This is a genomic window from Helicobacter rappini (assembly GCF_900198625.1).
In the GTDB taxonomy this organism is placed as follows: domain Bacteria; phylum Campylobacterota; class Campylobacteria; order Campylobacterales; family Helicobacteraceae; genus Helicobacter_A; species Helicobacter_A rappini.
On sequence record NZ_FZPK01000018.1, the window covers coordinates 1 to 17,224 of the forward strand.

The 17,224-nt window shown below is 34.6% G+C and carries 17 protein-coding genes; 9 read left to right on the forward strand and 8 right to left on the reverse strand.

Annotated elements, in window-relative coordinates; genetic code table 11:
- Positions 1–220: 220 nt before the first annotated feature.
- The gene (locus C6H17_RS04580; RefSeq protein WP_005220107.1) at positions 221–955 is read left to right on the forward strand and encodes an AzlC family ABC transporter permease; all 735 of its coding nucleotides are present in this window, start codon (positions 221–223) and stop codon (positions 953–955) included.
- A 246-nt stretch (positions 956–1,201) separates the two neighbouring features.
- Here C6H17_RS04580 and C6H17_RS04585 read toward each other — a convergent pair whose 3' ends face one another.
- The 4 genes from C6H17_RS04585 to rplM all read right to left on the reverse strand — a co-directional run bounded on the left by C6H17_RS04585 (position 1,202) and on the right by rplM (position 2,880).
- Complete coding sequence (locus C6H17_RS04585; protein WP_020995498.1) at positions 1,202–1,450, reverse strand: hypothetical protein; 249 nt, start codon at positions 1,448–1,450, stop codon at positions 1,202–1,204.
- Positions 1,431–1,580, reverse strand: coding sequence for a hypothetical protein (locus tag C6H17_RS12135; RefSeq protein ID WP_020995497.1), 150 nt, complete (start codon positions 1,578–1,580; stop codon positions 1,431–1,433). Before C6H17_RS12135 ends, C6H17_RS04585 begins: the two co-directional genes overlap by 20 nt.
- A gap of 460 nt (positions 1,581–2,040) precedes the next feature.
- Positions 2,041–2,433 carry a 30S ribosomal protein S9 gene (gene rpsI / locus C6H17_RS04590; protein WP_005217068.1) on the reverse strand — a complete coding sequence of 131 codons (393 nt, stop codon included), beginning with the start codon at positions 2,431–2,433 and terminating at the stop codon, positions 2,041–2,043.
- Between the two features lie 12 nt (positions 2,434–2,445).
- Complete coding sequence (rplM, locus tag C6H17_RS04595) at positions 2,446–2,880, reverse strand: 50S ribosomal protein L13 (protein WP_004084569.1); 435 nt, start codon at positions 2,878–2,880, stop codon at positions 2,446–2,448.
- Between the two features lie 343 nt (positions 2,881–3,223).
- Here rplM and C6H17_RS04605 point away from each other — a divergent pair, with 343 nt between their 5' ends.
- Positions 3,224–4,516: a citrate synthase gene (locus C6H17_RS04605; RefSeq protein WP_004084572.1), complete on the forward strand. Its 1,293-nt coding sequence runs from the start codon at positions 3,224–3,226 to the stop codon at positions 4,514–4,516.
- A 448-nt stretch (positions 4,517–4,964) separates the two neighbouring features.
- Here the strand turns inward: C6H17_RS04605 and C6H17_RS04610 are convergent, their stop codons facing one another.
- A complete protein-coding gene (locus C6H17_RS04610; protein WP_321090807.1) occupies positions 4,965–5,150 on the reverse strand; it encodes an outer membrane beta-barrel protein in 186 nt (61 codons plus the stop codon).
- A gap of 756 nt (positions 5,151–5,906) precedes the next feature.
- Here C6H17_RS04610 and C6H17_RS04620 point away from each other — a divergent pair.
- The 3 genes from C6H17_RS04620 (at position 5,907) to C6H17_RS04630 (ending at position 8,462) form a co-directional block, all read left to right on the forward strand.
- Positions 5,907–6,350, forward strand: a complete 444-nt coding sequence (locus tag C6H17_RS04620) for a polyphenol oxidase family protein (RefSeq protein ID WP_020995496.1) — start codon at positions 5,907–5,909, stop codon at positions 6,348–6,350.
- A gap of 140 nt (positions 6,351–6,490) precedes the next feature.
- Positions 6,491–7,702, forward strand: coding sequence for an ABC transporter permease (locus C6H17_RS04625; RefSeq protein WP_005217059.1), 1,212 nt, complete (start codon positions 6,491–6,493; stop codon positions 7,700–7,702).
- Between the two features lie 52 nt (positions 7,703–7,754).
- Complete coding sequence (locus tag C6H17_RS04630; RefSeq protein ID WP_020995495.1) at positions 7,755–8,462, forward strand: NlpC/P60 family protein; 708 nt, start codon at positions 7,755–7,757, stop codon at positions 8,460–8,462.
- 305 nt (positions 8,463–8,767) lie between these two features.
- Here the strand turns inward: C6H17_RS04630 and C6H17_RS04635 are convergent, their stop codons facing one another.
- Both C6H17_RS04635 and C6H17_RS04640 read right to left on the reverse strand, forming a co-directional pair.
- On the reverse strand, positions 8,768–9,409 hold the full coding sequence (locus C6H17_RS04635) for an ATP-binding cassette domain-containing protein (protein ID WP_027338461.1): 642 nt from the start codon (positions 9,407–9,409) through the stop codon (positions 8,768–8,770).
- Between the two features lie 368 nt (positions 9,410–9,777).
- On the reverse strand, positions 9,778–10,713 hold the full coding sequence (locus C6H17_RS04640; protein ID WP_005217053.1) for a hypothetical protein: 936 nt from the start codon (positions 10,711–10,713) through the stop codon (positions 9,778–9,780).
- A gap of 351 nt (positions 10,714–11,064) precedes the next feature.
- Between C6H17_RS04640 and C6H17_RS04645 the strand changes: the two genes are divergently transcribed.
- Genes C6H17_RS04645 through C6H17_RS04660 form a run of 4 tightly spaced genes read left to right on the forward strand, consistent with a single transcriptional unit; the run spans position 11,065 to position 16,213 of the window.
- On the forward strand, positions 11,065–11,922 hold the full coding sequence (locus C6H17_RS04645; protein WP_020995494.1) for a tetratricopeptide repeat protein: 858 nt from the start codon (positions 11,065–11,067) through the stop codon (positions 11,920–11,922).
- Between the two features lie 10 nt (positions 11,923–11,932).
- Positions 11,933–14,692, forward strand: coding sequence for a tetratricopeptide repeat protein (locus tag C6H17_RS04650; protein ID WP_005217048.1), 2,760 nt, complete (start codon positions 11,933–11,935; stop codon positions 14,690–14,692).
- 19 nt (positions 14,693–14,711) lie between these two features.
- Positions 14,712–15,431, forward strand: a complete 720-nt coding sequence (locus tag C6H17_RS04655; RefSeq protein WP_005217047.1) for a hypothetical protein — start codon at positions 14,712–14,714, stop codon at positions 15,429–15,431.
- Between the two features lie 14 nt (positions 15,432–15,445).
- Complete coding sequence (locus C6H17_RS04660; protein WP_005217045.1) at positions 15,446–16,213, forward strand: MqnA/MqnD/SBP family protein; 768 nt, start codon at positions 15,446–15,448, stop codon at positions 16,211–16,213.
- Between the two features lie 216 nt (positions 16,214–16,429).
- Here C6H17_RS04660 and C6H17_RS04665 read toward each other — a convergent pair.
- A partial coding sequence (locus C6H17_RS04665) for a toxin-antitoxin system YwqK family antitoxin (protein ID WP_233714092.1) occupies positions 16,430–17,224 on the reverse strand: 795 nt, incomplete at its 5' end.

The following is a 17,224-nucleotide window of genomic DNA, read 5'->3' on the forward strand; positions in this document are numbered from 1 at the left end:
AGGTGTGCTGTGAAAACTGACTAGGCTTTGCTACCATATCCTGCATCCATGAAAACCAGTATTGAGCCCCAATGCTTAGATAGTTTTCATAAGGCAGGTCGATAAAGCCCTTTGATTCTAGAATCTATATCGACTTGTTTGTTGAGTTAAATTTAGCTATAACCTTGCAATTTGTTGTATTATTGCACACTATGTTTTTTGTAGTATGAAAGGGATAATATTGTCTTGTAGTGAAATTAGAGCTTTAAAAGAGGCTTTTCCATATAGTCTGCCGATTATGGCAACCTATCTGTTGATGGGTGCTGTATTTGGTATTATGATGGCAAATGCTGGTTATAGCCCATGGATTAGTCTTTTTATGTCGGTTATTATTTATGCTGGGGCACTGCAGTATATTGCAGTGGCATGGCTTGCTGGTGGGGTTGGCTTTGTAAGTATTGCTTTGATTACTCTAAGTGTAAATGCGCGTCAATTCTTTTATGCGATAGCATGTCTCAAGCGATATAGCTTGGGTGGTTGGCGTAAATGGTATCTTATATTTAGCGTTACAGATGAAACCTTTGCGATACTGAATCTCAAGGAGCAAAAAAGCGCTCAAGCAAAGGTTATGCTAGATTCTACACAGCAAATCCATAATCAAAAGGTAATGTTTTATATCTCGTTGCTTAATCATTGTTACTGGATTGCTGGTTGTGTATGTGGGACTATACTTGGCAATGAAATTAGTTTTATCCGTGATATACAGGGGCTTGATTTTATCGTGGTTGCGACTTTTTGTGTGCTTTTGTATGAAAATATGCGACTAAAAGAGAATATGTTGCCTATTGCTATTGGTGTTTTTAGCACTTTGTTTTGCTTTATGTTAGATAGAGAGCATTTTCTCTCTTATGCGTTGGTTATGATTGTATGTGTATTGCTTATTGTTAGGAAATATATGCAAAAAAAGGGCGTATAATCTCTTATTGTTTGTTTGCAAATGTGTGATTATATACTAAAGCTTTTGTCATTGTCTTTGCATAGATTAATAAAGAGGTATCTTTTATAACAAATTATTGTATGTTTGTTGGTTTGGCATGTTTTAAACTCTGTATGAAATCTGGTGGGCTGTGGAGCAAATGCACGATCAATAGAATCTTAGTTTCAAGCCAAGTTTCTATTGTGTGGCTTATGTGTAGTAAGTATCAAACTTAATGCTTATTTATTATAACTCATTGTATATCTGTATTGCTTCATCAATGTGATTGTTGGCATGTTGTATTCTGGCTAATTGTTCGCTAGTAAATTGTTTGCCATTTGTGCATGTTATTGATTGTATCTCATCATCTTTGTATAAAACTTTCATGATCATATCACCATTTTTGTTGTAGAATCTTGCAATACCTTGTGCCTTATCGTCTTTGCATGGCGTTTTGGCTTTTAGATTCCCATTTTCATAGTATGTTTTCCACACACCCAGATTTTTTATCTTCTTCGCTTTGACATTCTTTTAAATTATTTGTATGTAAGAGTGAAAAAGAAGCAACACCGCATAAAATCATTGATAAAATCGCATTTTTACCATTAAACTTTTTGAATCCCATACTATCCTTAACTTAAAATAAAACTGGATTCTACAAAAAAATATCAAGCAAAATATATGGAGATTAAAAGTTTCGAGTCTAAAATTTATTAGATTTCACATATTAGATTCTACAGCATGGAATCTAATATGTGTTTAAAATCCTTGCTTTTGTATATAAAATCCAAAAAGAAACTACAACACAGATTCTATAAAATAGAAGTGTTCTTACGCTCAACACATGACAAGTATTTAAAATCCGTTTTCATTAAAGTAATACAAATGCAAGAAAATCGCTTTTAAAAATAAAATCAAGCAAAACCCAATGTAAAAAAACAATTAACTATTACCCCTAAAGATTCTAGGCAGAACAAAAAAATCAATTAAATAGACTTTCAAAGAAAGGAACAAGCTGTAATATCGAATCTTTGCGATCCATATATACAGCCCATAGCAGAAAATGGAGAAAATACAAAAGAATCTTATCTTTTTGAGAATTGTGGGCTTCTTCTAGCCTTGCGCTTACCATATTTTTTACGCTCTACAACTCTTGCATCGCGTGTAAGCAGCCCGGCACTTTTAAGCTCTTTGCGGAACGCATCTCTATCAAAGTTATTTAACGCTTTTGCTATACCGCTACGCAAAGCTTCAGCCTGTGCAGAGTAGCCACCACCAAGTGTAATCGCACGAATATCTACTGATTTATCCTGCTTTGTAAGCACAAGCGGCTGCATAACTTTCATTTTGATAGAATCATGTCCGCCAAGCCACTCATCTAATCCCATATCATTGATTGTAAGTTTGCCTGTCCCACTGCTTAACCATACCTTTGCAATCGCAGTTTTTCTTTTTCCTGTTGCATAAACCTTACTCATTACATTCCTTTATTATGCTTTTTTAGAATCAGCTACTTGAGCTGTGTGTGGATGTGTAGCACTTGAATACACTTTTAGCTTTTTAATCATAGCACGACCAAGTCTTGTTTTTGGTAGCATACCTCTTACTGCAAGTCTATACAACTTTTCTGGTTGCTTCTCAAGCATTTCTGCTAAAGTCTTTGACTTTGTGCTACCAAAATAGCCTGAATGTGTGAAGTATTTCTTATCATCAAGCTTATTTGTGCCATTAAACTGCACTTCTTTTGCGTTGATAATTACCACAAAATCACCGCAATCCAAATGCGGTGTATAACTTGCCTTATGTTTGCCTCTTAGTAGTGTCGCTGCTTCAGCGATTAATCTACCAAATACCTTGCCTTTTGCATCAAGGACAATCCAATCTCTTTGGATTTCCCCCTGCTTTGGTGTTTTAGTGAGTTCCATAATTTGCCTTTAAAACATGTAAAATATTTTTAAAAACAGAATTCTAATCAGCATTTACTTAAATATAGCTTAATTTAAGTTAAATTTAATATTTAAAGTCCCAAGTGTATCTACTTAAAGATTTGTTTGCTTTGAATATACAAGCCAATTATGACAATAGTATGCAGTTTTGTAACATGTATATATTTGCAGTATCGATAATATACAATGTGCTAGAAAAATGCTTGAAAAAAAGATACAATGCAATCAATCTAGGGGTGTTATTGTGCGGCTTTATAGAATCTTTGTTGCACAAATGGGGCATTGCTAGACTATATAAGCTTTATTTACAGAAAGGATTAATATGGGTAAGAATACAGTAACACTCACAAACAATGAGACAAATGAAAGCTTTGACTTTGATTTGATCAATTGCACAAGGGGACCAAAGGCGATTAATTTTAGCAAACTCTACGAGACTGCGGGGATTTTCTCTTATGATCCCGGGTATGGTAGCACAGCAGGGTGTGAATCTACTATTAGCTATGTTGATGGTAAAGAGGGGGCGCTGCTTTATAAGGGCATTCCTATCCAAGATTTAGTAGCAAAATATAGCTTTACAGATGTATGCCGTTTGCTTATCACCGAAGATGGTTTGCCAAAGAATAAGGAAGAATCACAAGCTTTTGATCTTGAGCTAAGGCATAGGGGATTTTTACATGAGCGACTAAAATCTGTCTTTGCTGCTTTCCCAGATAAAGCACACCCTATGGCTACGCTATCAGCACTCGTAAGCGTTTTAGCAACGCTGTATTATGACCATAAAGAAATGGACGATGAAGATGATTATCAAATGATGGCAAGAAGAATCATCGCAAAAACGGCTACAATGGTAGCATTTTGCTATCGTCATAGCGTTGGTGCGCCTTTTATTGAGCCAGATGTATCAAAAAGCTATGTAGAAAACTTTTTATACATGTTGCGAGGTTATCCGCATGGCAGATTCAAAAATACGCTAAAGGGTGAAGAAGGCATTGATGCAGTAGAGATTGAAGCCCTTGATAAGATTCTAACGCTACATGCAGAACATGGACAAAACGCTTCCACCACAACGGTGCGAAATGTCGCTTCAACAGGCGTGCATCCTTATGCAGCAATCTCTTCAGGTATCGCAGCACTTTGGGGACCAGCACACGGCGGTGCAAATGAGGCAGTTTTACAACAGCTGCGTGAAATCGGCGATGTTAAAAATGTAGATAAATATGTCGCTAGAGTGAAAGATAAAAACGATCCATTTAGACTTATGGGCTTTGGACATCGTGTGTATAAAAACTATGATCCAAGGGCAAAAACTCTAAAAGCTTTAAAAGATGATTTAAATAAACGCGGTATCAAAATGGATATGCGTTTGAGTGAAATCGCAGAAAAAGTGGAAGAAGTAGCATTAAGTGATTCATACTTTATTGAGAGAAAACTCTATCCAAATGTGGATTTTTATAGCGGCATTATTTTGACTGCCTTAAAGATTCCAACAGAGCTTTTCACGCCTATATTTGTTTTAGGCAGAATGCCCGGCTGGTGTGCTAACTTGATAGAGCATGTAAAAAATCCATCAGTAAGAATCACGCGCCCAAGACAGGTTTATTTGGGGAAATAGCTAGAATCTAAAAAAGTGTCATGTTGAACATTAGCGAAATATCCAGCATGGAGTATAAAGAGATATTCCGTGCTTACACACTCAATATGACAAGAATTAGAATCGAACATGATAGTTTATCATGTTGATAGTAGCCAACTTGTTTTTTGATTCCAGATTCAAGGATTGTTGTATTCTAAATAATTATTATATGTGAAATGCTCGTCATGTTGAGAAGCACGAAGCATCTAACATTATAGAATCTAAATTTAAGCGATTTAAAATCTAATCATGCAGAATCTAGTAAATCTTAGATTCTTAAAATACATACAAAAATATATCTGTGGAATACAAAAGATTCCCACTTTAAAAGTGGGAATGGAATTTTAATAATGTAAGGTTGTAAGACTGAACAAATAGGTTGAAACAAAATAGGGCAGAACAAATAAAGGTTAAGCCCTATAAAACATTAGAAAATGTAAGAATAACCTACATTAATCACATGTGTATTTATTAGCATTTCGCTTTTATCATTTTTAGTCTTTGAGCTATATCCAGCTGATAGGGCTTGGATTTTTGCACCGATTTCTACTTTATTAGAACCTGCAAAAGTCGCTGTGATACCCACATTTATAGGGATATTAAAATTACAAATTAATTAATACTTTGATACAAATTAAAATTACATAAGCAAACAATGCTTTAATTTTTGCATTCTCTACTTAATGGATTTTATAAGCTTTTATTGTGTAGTTTTATATGCTTTATTAGCACATAAAACATACTTTAATATGTAGTAATGTTTTTGTGTATCCTTTTTTAGAATGCATTCTAAAATACACATAAGATACAAACAAAAAAACATCATGTGGAAGTAAAAAAAAGGAATTATAACATATAAGTATATTATAAAACACTTATGCAAAAAACCCTTTATTTAAGGCTTTTATGTGTTTGTGTGTTTTTGAGTGTTAGAGAGAGTGTCTTATTGTGTGTTAAAAAGTTAAACTTTGTGTGCAAATTATACAAAATTCATCCTTTCAAGATCCTCGGGTAACTTTATATGGTGGCATTGTCTCTCGGGTTTGTCTATAAATTTGAGCTTTTCTAGAACTTCAAACTTTTGTGTCTCTTTTTTAAAATCTTTTGGATTTTAGTCTTCACACAAAAATATCAATGGTGTTAATTTTAATGCATCTTCTATGCAATGGTGAGAGACTTTATGTGTCTCTAGTGCCACAATCTTTTCATGCGTTGCTTGTATTGCTTCTTGTCTAGTTCTAGTTTTATGTAAATATTTATAAACTTTTATCATCTCATAGTGCATAGCTTGTGTTGCCCATAATTTTCTTCTGATATACATCCTTCACGCATTGTCTCTACTTGCTCATTGGGTATTCTTATTGTGCTTATGAGTATGGTGGCAGATTGCAATCCGATTTTAGTCTATGCAAAATCACAGAATGTATTTGCAGTCTTGCATGCAGGTAGGCTTGGTGTGTGCTCTAAGATTCTCACACATGCACTTATGCTTTTTATGCGTGATTATGGGGTAAAGACACAGGATATTTGTATATTTATTGGTGCATCAATCCGCAAATGTTGCTATGAGATTGATAAGAATCTAGCTTTGAAATTAATACAAAATTTTGGGGAAAAATATGTGATATGTGAGAATAATTCCTATAAATTTGATATGATAGGACTTTTATGCGATGAGATAGAATCTTTTGATATTTCCGTATCGCAAGTAGAAATTTATCCAAGTTGCTCTTGCTGTGATGAATCCTATTTTTCATATCGCAGGGAAAATGTAACAGGTCGTTTTGGACTTTTTGCAAGTCTTTGTGATTAAATGTGGTTGTGCGTGTTTATGTATAGAATCTAGTTTCCAAACCAAATGGGTGGGTGTAGAGAGTGCGAGATAGAAATATCTAGTTTCCATAAATATCCTATAATTAACCTTAAAATATAGATAAAAAATATGAGGTATGTATGATTTGGAATGCGATATTGCTTGCTTTTCGGCAGATTTCACGCAATTATTTAAGGGCATTTTTGACAATGCTAGGGATTATTATTGGCGTTGGTTCTGTGATTGTTATGATTTCTTTAGGGAATGGCACGACAAAAAAGGTGCAAATGCAAATTGCAAGTATGGGTAGCAACCTGCTTGTTATTCACCCAGCATTTAGGCTGAATACAGGTGGTGGCTCTCTTAGTAAGAAATTTACGCATAAAGAAGTTGAGATTCTAGAATCTAGACTAGCTTCATCGATAAAAAGTATCGCGCCCATTGCAAGCACGAGTGCTATCGCACAATATAAAGGCTTAAACACTAGGACTACAATTAGCGGTGTAACAAATAGCTATTTTGAAGTAGCGGATTGGCAAATAGGGCTTGGTCGCCTTTTTAATACTGAAGATTCTAGCTCCAATGTGTGTATTTTGGGGCAGAGTGCGCGTCTTGCTTTATTTAAAGATTCTAATCCGCTTGGGGAAAAAGTGCGTATTGGTAAAAGCATTTGCGAAGTAGTTGGCGTATTTAAGGCAAAAGGGCAAGGGGGTTTTGGTAACGATCAAGATGATTTTATCGCACTCCCCTTTAAGACTTATTTGCGTGATATATCGGGTGCCACAAGTAATTATAATATTGATAGAATCATGATTTCAATGAAAGATAATACAGATTCTAGCAGTCTTAGCAATGAGATTAGGCATATATTAAGAGAGCATAGAAATATTAAACAGGGGCAGATTGATACCTTTGATATTATGGATACAAAGCAGTTTGAAGAGAATATGACGGCTACAATGCGTATTTTATCTACATTTTTGAGTTCTGCTGCGGGCATTAGCTTAATTGTGGGGGGAATTGGGATTATGAATATTATGCTTGTATCAGTAACAGAGCGGACAAAAGAGATTGGCACTCGTCTTGCTATTGGGGCATTAGAGAGAGATGTGTTGTTGCAATTTCTTATAGAATCTGTTGTAGTCAGCGCGCTTGGCGGTAGTATTGGGATCATTCTAGCCTTTTTTATCTCATGGGGTGTGGCAATAAAGATGGATATACCTTTTGTGTTTGATATGTGGGTGGCATTTGGTGCGTTTTTATTTTCTGCGATTATTGGTGTGATTTTTGGATATTTACCAGCAAAAAGGGCATCAAAGCTTGATCCTATTGAAGCCTTGCGTTATGAGTAGTATTTTATTTAGGGCTTTAGGCTATAATCTTTTATTTTATTTAAGGAAGAGTATGAAAAAAATATCTTTTATCGGTGTAATAATGGCTTTTATGTGTGCTTTGCTACTTGCAAAAGAGCAAGTAAAGCATGTGGCATATAGCATACAAGTTGGAAGTTTTAGTGAGTTAAAAAATGCTGGGAATCTTGCTGATTATCTTAATAAACAAGGGCTTGATGCGTTCTTTTTTAAAGAAAAAGGAATGTATAAAGTGCGCTTTGGCAATTATAAAGATTCTGAAACTGCAAGAAAAATCGCAAATACATACAAACAAAAATCTATCATTGATGACTTTTTCATTATTAGCCCCCAAAGCTATGCGATAAATCAGCATAAGCCAAAGACACATGATAAGGTGAGAAAAAATATCGCAAAAGATGCACATCAATATATAGGTGTGCCGTATAAATGGGGAGGGACGACTTCTAGCGGTTTTGATTGTAGTGGATTGGTTAGGGCAGTCTATAGGCTAAATGGGCTGACACTACCTAGAACTTCAATCGAGCAATATGGTAGCGGTAAGTTTGTGGCAAAAAATAATCTAAAAGTGGGGGATTTGGTATTTTTCACAAACAATGGGAAACAAGTCAATCATGTGGGAATCTACATTGGTAATAATCAATTTATCCATGCCCCCGGAAAAGGTAAAAAGGTAACAATAGCAAATCTCAACACGAATTATTGGGTAAAAGCATATCGCGGAGGTAGGACTTATTTGTAGAGAGTATTGCTTTGGGTAAGTTGCAATGTCTTAGGATTGAAATAGAAATAATTGATTTTTAGTTATTCAAAAAAAGGTAGTATGTAAAGCTCAGGTAGCCATAACAGATAAAAGGAATAATGGCGTATTGTCAGAGCAGTTCATACACTACTCTGCTAGAATGACTGATGATAAGCAAAGTGTATATGTGGAGTTGTTGCAGCCTTTAAGCTTTGGTGGTTTTGGGTTTGATGATGAATAACTAAAATTATCAATATGATGTATTTGTGATTTTTACAATCTTAGATACATGTTGCATAATTCTGTTATTTCAGCTGTTTTAAGGTTTTATCTTCAAGCAAAACTATATGAGTGCAAAGTTCAGCGATTTGCTGATCGTGCGTGGCTACCACGAGGGCAGCTTCATTTTTTTCTACATACGATAAAAGATATTGCATGATACTCATTGCGGTGTCTTTGTCAAGATTTCCAGTTGGTTCATCAGCAAGTAGAATCTTTGGTTTTTTTGTCAAAACGCGTGCGATACTTAGCCGCTGTTGCTGTCCGCCACTCAACTCACCGATTTGCTGTTTAAGTGTATGTGCTATGCCAAATTCTTCAAGCATTTGCATATCTATTTTGGTTTGGGCGATGAGTTCGGCGATTTGGAGATTCTGTGTAACATTAAAGCCGCGAAAAAGATAATGCGTTTGAAAGATAATACCTAGGATCTTTTGACGCAAAAGCAATAATTGATTCTCATTAAGATTATAAATATTTTTTAAATGTGCGAGATTTATTTGTCCTTTTTGTGGCGGTAAAAGTGTTGATAAATGGTTTAAAATCGTGCTTTTTCCGCTACCACTCGCCCCCAAAATCGCCATGCTTTGCATAGGTTTCAAACGCATAGAAATATCTTCATATAGCACAACATCAAATTTATGTGAAACATTTTCCATCTCAACCAAATATTCCATTTTATCTCCTTAGATACACATGCAACTATTGTTTTATTAAAACTTCTAGATTCCTATTTCTTGTCGTGTTTGCAAATATTGAGTAAAAGATCGTGTATGTAAGCCTTTGGCGAAATATTGTTTTGTAGTAGATTTGCATGTCTTTTCAAATTTTCAAAATAACTATAAATGAAGCCTAAATACGATTTTTAAAGAATCATACAATCTACAAGGACATTCTCAGGCTTAGATTTTATAATTTCATCTACACTTGTGGGAGCAACAAAAACTTTAGAATCTAATCCCAAAAACACACAAAGCATAGACGACAAACTACATTTTTTGCCTTGCGATAAACACAACAAGACTAAACTAAGAATTTAGCGTGTAACAACAGATATTTCATACTCATCAAGGTATTTCAATAAAACTGATGGATCAGCATCTATTTTTGCAATTAAGTCTAGCAAATCTGCGAGTTCTAGCATTGCCGCACTTTTACGCTTTAGCGTAATAATCGCTTGTTGTTTCTTTGAGAGTGCTATATCGCCTAAGGCTGCCGCTGCCTTTGAGACTTGCTCTAAACTAGATTCTGAAACTCTTGCATTGGCAAGTCCTACTGGCACCATAGCTACGCCCATATTCACGGTTGCGTTATACTGCTCTTTTGTGAAATTTGGATCATCTTTTTTCAAAACATTAAACATTTTATTTGCAAACTGGATACCCTTTACATCTAAAACAATCTCTCTAATATCAACCTTAAAATCTTTTAGCTTTTGCTGCATATTAGAATCATCAATATCCTCTAGCATTTGCCCTAACTCATCAAACACTTTGTCTATATCCTTGTTTAAGAATCTATGTGATTCCATAGAGCCAACACCCTTAGTTTTTAAAACATAGGTTGGCGCGATAATCTCGCAATTTATCTGCCCCTTATGTGTTTTACCTTGCAAGCTGCTAGGCGAAGAGCAAACTACTCTTTTTGGTGTAAACTCAAGTATTTCTCTATCCACTCTGGGATCTGATACTTGTATATCAAAGGATATTGCCCCATTTAAATTTTTATTGTCTATCATGTAATCAAGCTTTACATTGCGAAAGCCAATCCCATCTTCATAATCTATCTTCTTAGCAACGCAACTAGCTTTCACATCATTGCCTTGACAATCATAGGTAAAGTTTGACACGCCTTTACCTAAACCTATCATCGCTTTTTCCACAGAATCTTTTGCACTTATCTTTGCATGTAGTGGTGAAACAAGGCATAAAGCCATAAGCACACCATATGTTGCATTTTTAAAATTTAACATTTAAACTCCTAAAAAAAATAATTTTTGCATTATACTGAAAAACTATGTAATTGATAAAGTATCCATTGTATTTTTATATGCGTTTTATTGTTGCATAGAATCTAGATACAACACATAACTAATGAAACATTATATATTCAAAACCAGGCAAATAATGGGTTTGCTAAGTAAGCACGAATATATTGTAATACTTGATATGGCGAGACTCTAAATTTTCGCTAGTTTTTAAACTTGCATACAGATACACAAACAAAACCTATCTAAATTTCAGCAAAACACTCTTCACACATTATAAAATGAAATGATTTTAGCTATAATACAGACTTATTTTTGGGTTTTAAAGGTGGTGTAATGGAAGTCTTTTTAGCAAGATTTATGCGTTGTAATCAAAGTCAATTTCACAAGCAAGGCTTTAGGGATTTGTTTGCTAAATGCTTTATAGCTAGGTTGTTTGTCTCAAAGTTATTTATATTAGGCTTATTTGTATATGGCATGTTTCATATCGCTCATGCAGAAACACAAAGCACACAAATCTTTGTGCCACAAAAGCCACTCACCGCAATACAAGGTAGCTTTTTAGCATGGTATCAGCAATGTGCTAAGAGAAATTATACTTCATGTGGGCTTGTTGGTAGGGCGTATTATGAGGGTTATGGAGTATTGCCAAATATGACGAGGGCAAAAAGCTATTTTACAAAGGCTTGTTATAATGGCGTTGTAGAATCTTGTTTGCTTTTAAGCAATTTTACAAAAGAGAATGCAAAGCAAGAATATATGGTGCTTTTATATCAGCAAGCTTGCGATTTAGATCATAAAGAATCTTGTCTAAAACTAAGTGATATATTACTAAAAGAAGCGATAAGCGATATAACAGATTCTAAAAAAGCAGAGATTAGCCATACGCTAGATAAGATTTGCAAACTTGAAAATGATAAGGAATGCTTTAGAAAAAAGGCATTTGAAGCACAATTTGATAGCAACGCAAATGCACTTCTTGCAGTAGAGTTTCAAAGAGATTTTGCCGCATGTAAAAAAGCCCAACAAGAACATGCTGATGATATGAGGGTGTGCGGTGAAGTTGGCATAAAATATGCAAGGGGCTTGGGCGTTGCTAAAGATAAAGAAGAAGCACAAAGCTATTTTCACATTGCATGTAAAAAACATAGTGAATTTTGTCGCTATGAAATACTTGATTCTATATTAAATTAAGGTGGTTTTAATGAAAAATAATTTTATATATATTGCAATATTTTTTATGGCATTATTTGGTTTTTCTTATGGGAAAAATGGGGTGCTTAATGATGAGTGTAAAAATAACTTTAGCCCAGCATGTCTCGCCTTACTAGAACAAGCAAAAAAAGAAAATAATAAAGAAAATATCACCCTTTATAAAACAAAACTGCTTGATATTATGGAGAGTGCATGTAAGAAAGACTATCAAACATGCCTTGTGCTTTCACGCATTTATGAAGAGAGAGAAAATGCAGCAATACAAGCGATAAAAAAAGATATACAAGCACAAAAAATACCCGCACAAATCCCAGTGCCAGATTCTAACTATACAGATGAAACAAAGAAGTTTTTTACTGATACAGAATCTATTATTAGCTTAATGCGTGAAAAGCCAGACCAAAGCAAAGCCTTGCAGTATCAAGAAAGAGCGGTAAATATGCTAGAGCATACTTGCTATGATTCTAATGTAGGGGCGTGTTTATATTTACGCTATTTCTATGAGTATGGTATCGGTGTAGCACAAAATAGACCAAAGGCAGAACGACTTGTAAATCTAGCCCTAGACTTTGCTGCAAAAGAGTGTATGCTAGGTGATATGCAGTCATGCAAACTACTCAATCCATACAAAGAGTATAGAGAAAAGATAGCAAAAGATTTAGGTGAGCTGAATAGAAAATGCGATGAGAAAGATTCTATAGCTTGTTATCAAATAAGTCTTTATTATACACAGGACTTTTATATAAGCGATAATATCGATACATACGATGATAAAAGCGACTTTGTAAAAGCGGCAAGATTCCTACAAAAAGCCTGCAAGCTTGATACAAATGCGTGTGATGATACAATCTTTAATATCAAGTATGCAAAAGAATGTATTATGGATAATGATATGAGGGCGTGCTCTAGCGTGCAGAATGTGCGACCAGAGTTTTTCTCCCTTGCATGTGATAGCGGAGATATGACTAGTTGTTATGAGTTGCGACACTTACCTACATTTAATGATACAAAACGATATGTGAAACTTTTACAAAGAATTTGTAGGGGTGGAATCATTGAATCATGCACAGAATTAGCAAATATGTATGAAAATGGCGATCGTGTAGCAAAGAATAAAGAAAAAGCATTGGGCCTTATGCAAAGGGCTTGTGCGTGGAGTATGAAAAAAGGGGAAGCAGGGAATCATTGCTATTTTGCAGGGCTTGGATATGAGAGGGGTGAATATGTAAAACAAGATATAGAAAAAGCCATTGAAGCCTATCAATACGCTTGTCAAATAAGCGATGAAAATAGTGCTGCTTGTGAGCGTTTGGGTGTGTTACATGAGAATTACAGGCAAGATATGCGGAGTGCATTAAAGTGGTATGAAAAGGCGTGTAATTTAAGCAAAGATTCTGTAATCAGTTGCATGCAAATTGCTAAACACTCTATAAACGGGGAATATTTAGCTATAAACGAAAAAGATTCTATACGCATTTATGAAGAATTATTAGAGCATAAAGAAGCCCCACATGATGAGATTTACTACAATCTTGCAAATATTTATAGCACATTTGAGTTTCAAAATAAACACACTCATACAACAAAAGAAAACTCACATGTAAATTATGCAAAAGCATTGCAATATTACAAGAGGGCATGTAGTCTAGGCTTGCAAAACGCATGTAAGAAAAAGCTTACCTTGCCAAACTTAGCCCAAGAGTGTAAGGCAGAGAATGCAAACTCATGCTATCAGTTAGCCACCTTGCTTGAATTAATACAAAAAGATTCAAGCTATCAAAATATGCTTATCGTGCCAAATAAAGATTCACTACAAATAGAAATCACAAACAATACAAAACCACTTGCAAAGGATAACGATAAAACACTTAGTCTATTACTCTACAAACAAGCATGTAAAGGCAATGTAGCAGAAGCTTGTATAAGATTCTATAATGAAACAAAAGGGGTATTTGAAAAAGACTTTGTATTGCAAGAGTCAATGTGTAAGAATCTAAAAGCCCTGCCACTTGATCAAATGCAAGATAGCAAGAATATAGATTCTATATCTAAACAAAATAAAACCAAAACACAAGAGAGAAAAGATTCTAGCAATGATTTAGGCACATTTAGCTATTCTGGCACACAAGAGCAAGGGCAAGATGAAAAAGATTCTAAGTCTGTAAAAACGGCTTTAAACGCAAAGTCAATATGCCTTGATTTTGCTAAAGATGCGATAAAAGAAAGTGAATACCAAAAAGCAATTAATGCCTTAGAGCCATATCAAACAAAAGATGATGCAATAGCCCTTGATTTACTTACACAAGCCTACTTTTACGCAAAAGAGTATAATAAAACCTTTGATACATATAAACGCATTTATGCTTTAGATATACCAAATGACTACTTTTATCTAGCCCAAATGTATGCTAATGGTTTTGGGGTAAGACAAAGCTATGAGAGAGCAATGAATATTTATAAATTATCGCAGTCAGCAAAAAACTATCATTCAGCTAGAAGCTATCTTGGATTAGCAGAAATGTATGCTAATGGACTTGGTGTGCAAAAAAGTATATTTAACGCAAAAGATTACTATAAACTTGCATGTCCGCTTGATACAAACGATGAAGCAAAAGTTGCAAATGAAGCATGTGCGAATCTTGGCAGCATTATCTATAATGAAGGGGATTTTAGAACTGCACAAAAGTATTATCTAAAAGCATGTGAAATGGGCTATAATGGGGATATTATATCATGCGATAAAAAGTAGATTAAGGGATTAAGAGAGCATGAAAAAAGCAGGTTTAGTATGTGTAGCATTATGTTTGCAAGGCTTATTTGCAGATTCTATTGATAATGCCCTTTTAGAATCTTTAAGAGAGAGTAAAGAGAAGGCAGAGATAGAAAAACATAATAAACAAAAACATAGCCAAGCAGATTCTAATCTTTTTGAATCTAGCACCAAGCATAATGGCAACTCAAAACCACATATAGTAAAATCGCATTCACGCTCGCCTTTTCGTTATCATCTTATCCAAAATGAAAATGCGCAAGACTTAGAACCATATAAAAAGCTTACATGGTTTTTTGGCATGGGGTTTGAGTATCAATTGCCAAAGACAAATAATGATGGTAAAGCTCTTCTTAGCACAGGCTTACAACTTGGACTTTTTACGCGTTTTTCACGCCATCAAGGACTTAGATTCTCATTTATAAGTAACTATAACTTAACTTTAAAAGATGAGTTTTACAGCATTGGTGGGGCGATTGATTATTTTTATGATGTGTTGCTAGAGGGACGCCTTTTGAGTGGATTTGGCGTATTTTTTGGAGCAGCAGCTTTAATGCCACTTAGCATATATGACACGCCAAATGTTGCTGCTAGAATCGGACTAGCAGTAAGCGGGATTGGCACTCGAGTAGAAGTGTATGGTGGATATCCTATCTATCAAGATTTGAGACTGAATAATACTATTGTTGTTGGTGTCAATTTACATTATCTTTTTTAGATTCAAGGCTTTTCATGCGATTTGGGAAAATAGAATACTTAAATTTATTGCCATTTGATGTATTTTTGAAAGGATATAGAACAAGCAATAGCTTTAAAAGCACTTGCAATTACAAAAGAAGCTATCCTGCAAAGCTAAATAAAGAGTTTTTATTTCGTCGTATTGATGCTGGTTTTATCTCATCTATCGCGGGAATGAAAGCACACTATAAAGCAAAAGCATGCAAAGCGGGTATTATAGCTTATAAGGAAGTATGGAGTGTGCTTGTTTTAGAATCTAGCCCCGCAAGTGATTATCAGTCAGCAACCTCTAATGCGCTTTGCTTGGCGCTTGATTTAAAAGGGGCGGTATTAATCGGCGATAGGGCATTAAAATACCACTATGATTCTAAGCATACCAACTCTAAAAATTCTCATTTTCAAAACTCTACTCTTAAACATAACAAGCCATCAAAATATTATGATATGGCAAAATGCTGGTATGATAAGACTGGACTCCCCTTTGTTTTTGGTCGTGCATGTTTTCATACAAATGACACTTTTTATAAGAATCTTATACAAGATTTTAATCACAAATTAGGACAGGGAAAGAGATATAAGGGAGTTAAGATTCCACACTACATACTTATGCCTTATGTGAAAAAAATTGGCATTACAAAAACATTTGCCATCAAATATCTAGAACATATTTATTACAAAATAGAAGCTAAAGAACACCACGCCCTAACCCTTTTTTATAGATACTTGCGAATAAAAGGGATAAAAGCACCGAAGAGATTCTAAAGCCATTTTGTGTTTGCATGACCTATTGGAGTTTGCGTAGAAAATGATGACTTTTGATTCTCTTTTGCTTGGGTGAAAAGCAACACAAAGCATACTTTGTTGATGAAAATGTGGTGTCTGTATTGTATTGCAGATTTTAAACTCAAGGCTTAAAACAGAATTTAAATTTTAGCTAAAGTTAAAATCTAGCAAGTGTTAAGACTTTAAAATCATAAATTATTTAGAATCACTCTCTTTAAGGCATATTTCTTTTAAATAAATAATTCTTTCTTCAGTGTCGCCGATTCTGCCAAACTCTTTTAATTCTTTGTCTATTAAGACCTTATCATTAAAGCATTTGCCACTTATAAACTCTTCATTCTCAATTTTAAGCAAAGCAAGTAGTTTTCCATCTTCTGTGTAGAGTTTCATATCCCCATGAAACAAGTTGTTTAAAAACGGCATTTCTTCCATAAGATTCCCATTTTCATAATACCTTTTTAATATACCATCGAATCTACCATTTTTATATGGTGCTTCTCTCCAAAGATTCCCACTCTCATCATACGACTTTAATATACCTTCTATTTTGCCATTTTTGTATGGTTCTTCTCTCTCTAGATTCCCATTTTCATAATACCATCTTTCTACGCCTTCTCTTTCACCATTTTTATATAGCACTTTTCTCTCTAGATTCCCATTTTCATAATACCACTTTTCTATACCTTCTGTTTTGCCATTTTTGTATGGTGTTTCACTCTCTAGATTCCCATTGTAATAATATTCTCTTTCTACACCTTCTTTTTCATCATTTTTATATGGTGTTTCAGTTTTAAGCTCCCCACTCTCATAATACCATTTTTCTATGCCTTCTATTTTGTCATTTTTATATGGTGTTTCAATTGCTAGATTCCCATCTGAATAATACTGCTTTTCTATGCCTTCTCTTTTGCCATTTTTATATGGTATTTCTTTCCAAAGATTCCCATTCTCATCATACTCTTTTTCTATGCCTTCTCTTTTGTCATTTTT

What these genes read in the sequence shown, in the direction of transcription:
- C6H17_RS12135 (WP_020995497.1), bottom strand. Translation starts at nt 1,580, where the DNA reads ATGGGATTCAAAAAGTTTAATGGTAAAAATGCGATTTTATCAATGATT.
- rpsI (WP_005217068.1), bottom strand. Translation starts at nt 2,433, where the DNA reads ATGAGTAAGGTTTATGCAACAGGAAAAAGAAAAACTGCGATTGCAAAG.
- rplM (WP_004084569.1), bottom strand. Translation starts at nt 2,880, where the DNA reads ATGGAACTCACTAAAACACCAAAGCAGGGGGAAATCCAAAGAGATTGG.
- C6H17_RS04605 (WP_004084572.1), top strand. Translation starts at nt 3,224, where the DNA reads ATGGGTAAGAATACAGTAACACTCACAAACAATGAGACAAATGAAAGC.
- C6H17_RS04620 (WP_020995496.1), top strand. Translation starts at nt 5,907, where the DNA reads ATGAGTATGGTGGCAGATTGCAATCCGATTTTAGTCTATGCAAAATCA.
- C6H17_RS04625 (WP_005217059.1), top strand. Translation starts at nt 6,491, where the DNA reads ATGATTTGGAATGCGATATTGCTTGCTTTTCGGCAGATTTCACGCAAT.
- C6H17_RS04630 (WP_020995495.1), top strand. Translation starts at nt 7,755, where the DNA reads ATGAAAAAAATATCTTTTATCGGTGTAATAATGGCTTTTATGTGTGCT.
- C6H17_RS04640 (WP_005217053.1), bottom strand. Translation starts at nt 10,713, where the DNA reads ATGTTAAATTTTAAAAATGCAACATATGGTGTGCTTATGGCTTTATGC.
- C6H17_RS04645 (WP_020995494.1), top strand. Translation starts at nt 11,065, where the DNA reads ATGGAAGTCTTTTTAGCAAGATTTATGCGTTGTAATCAAAGTCAATTT.
- C6H17_RS04650 (WP_005217048.1), top strand. Translation starts at nt 11,933, where the DNA reads ATGAAAAATAATTTTATATATATTGCAATATTTTTTATGGCATTATTT.
- C6H17_RS04655 (WP_005217047.1), top strand. Translation starts at nt 14,712, where the DNA reads ATGAAAAAAGCAGGTTTAGTATGTGTAGCATTATGTTTGCAAGGCTTA.
- C6H17_RS04660 (WP_005217045.1), top strand. Translation starts at nt 15,446, where the DNA reads ATGCGATTTGGGAAAATAGAATACTTAAATTTATTGCCATTTGATGTA.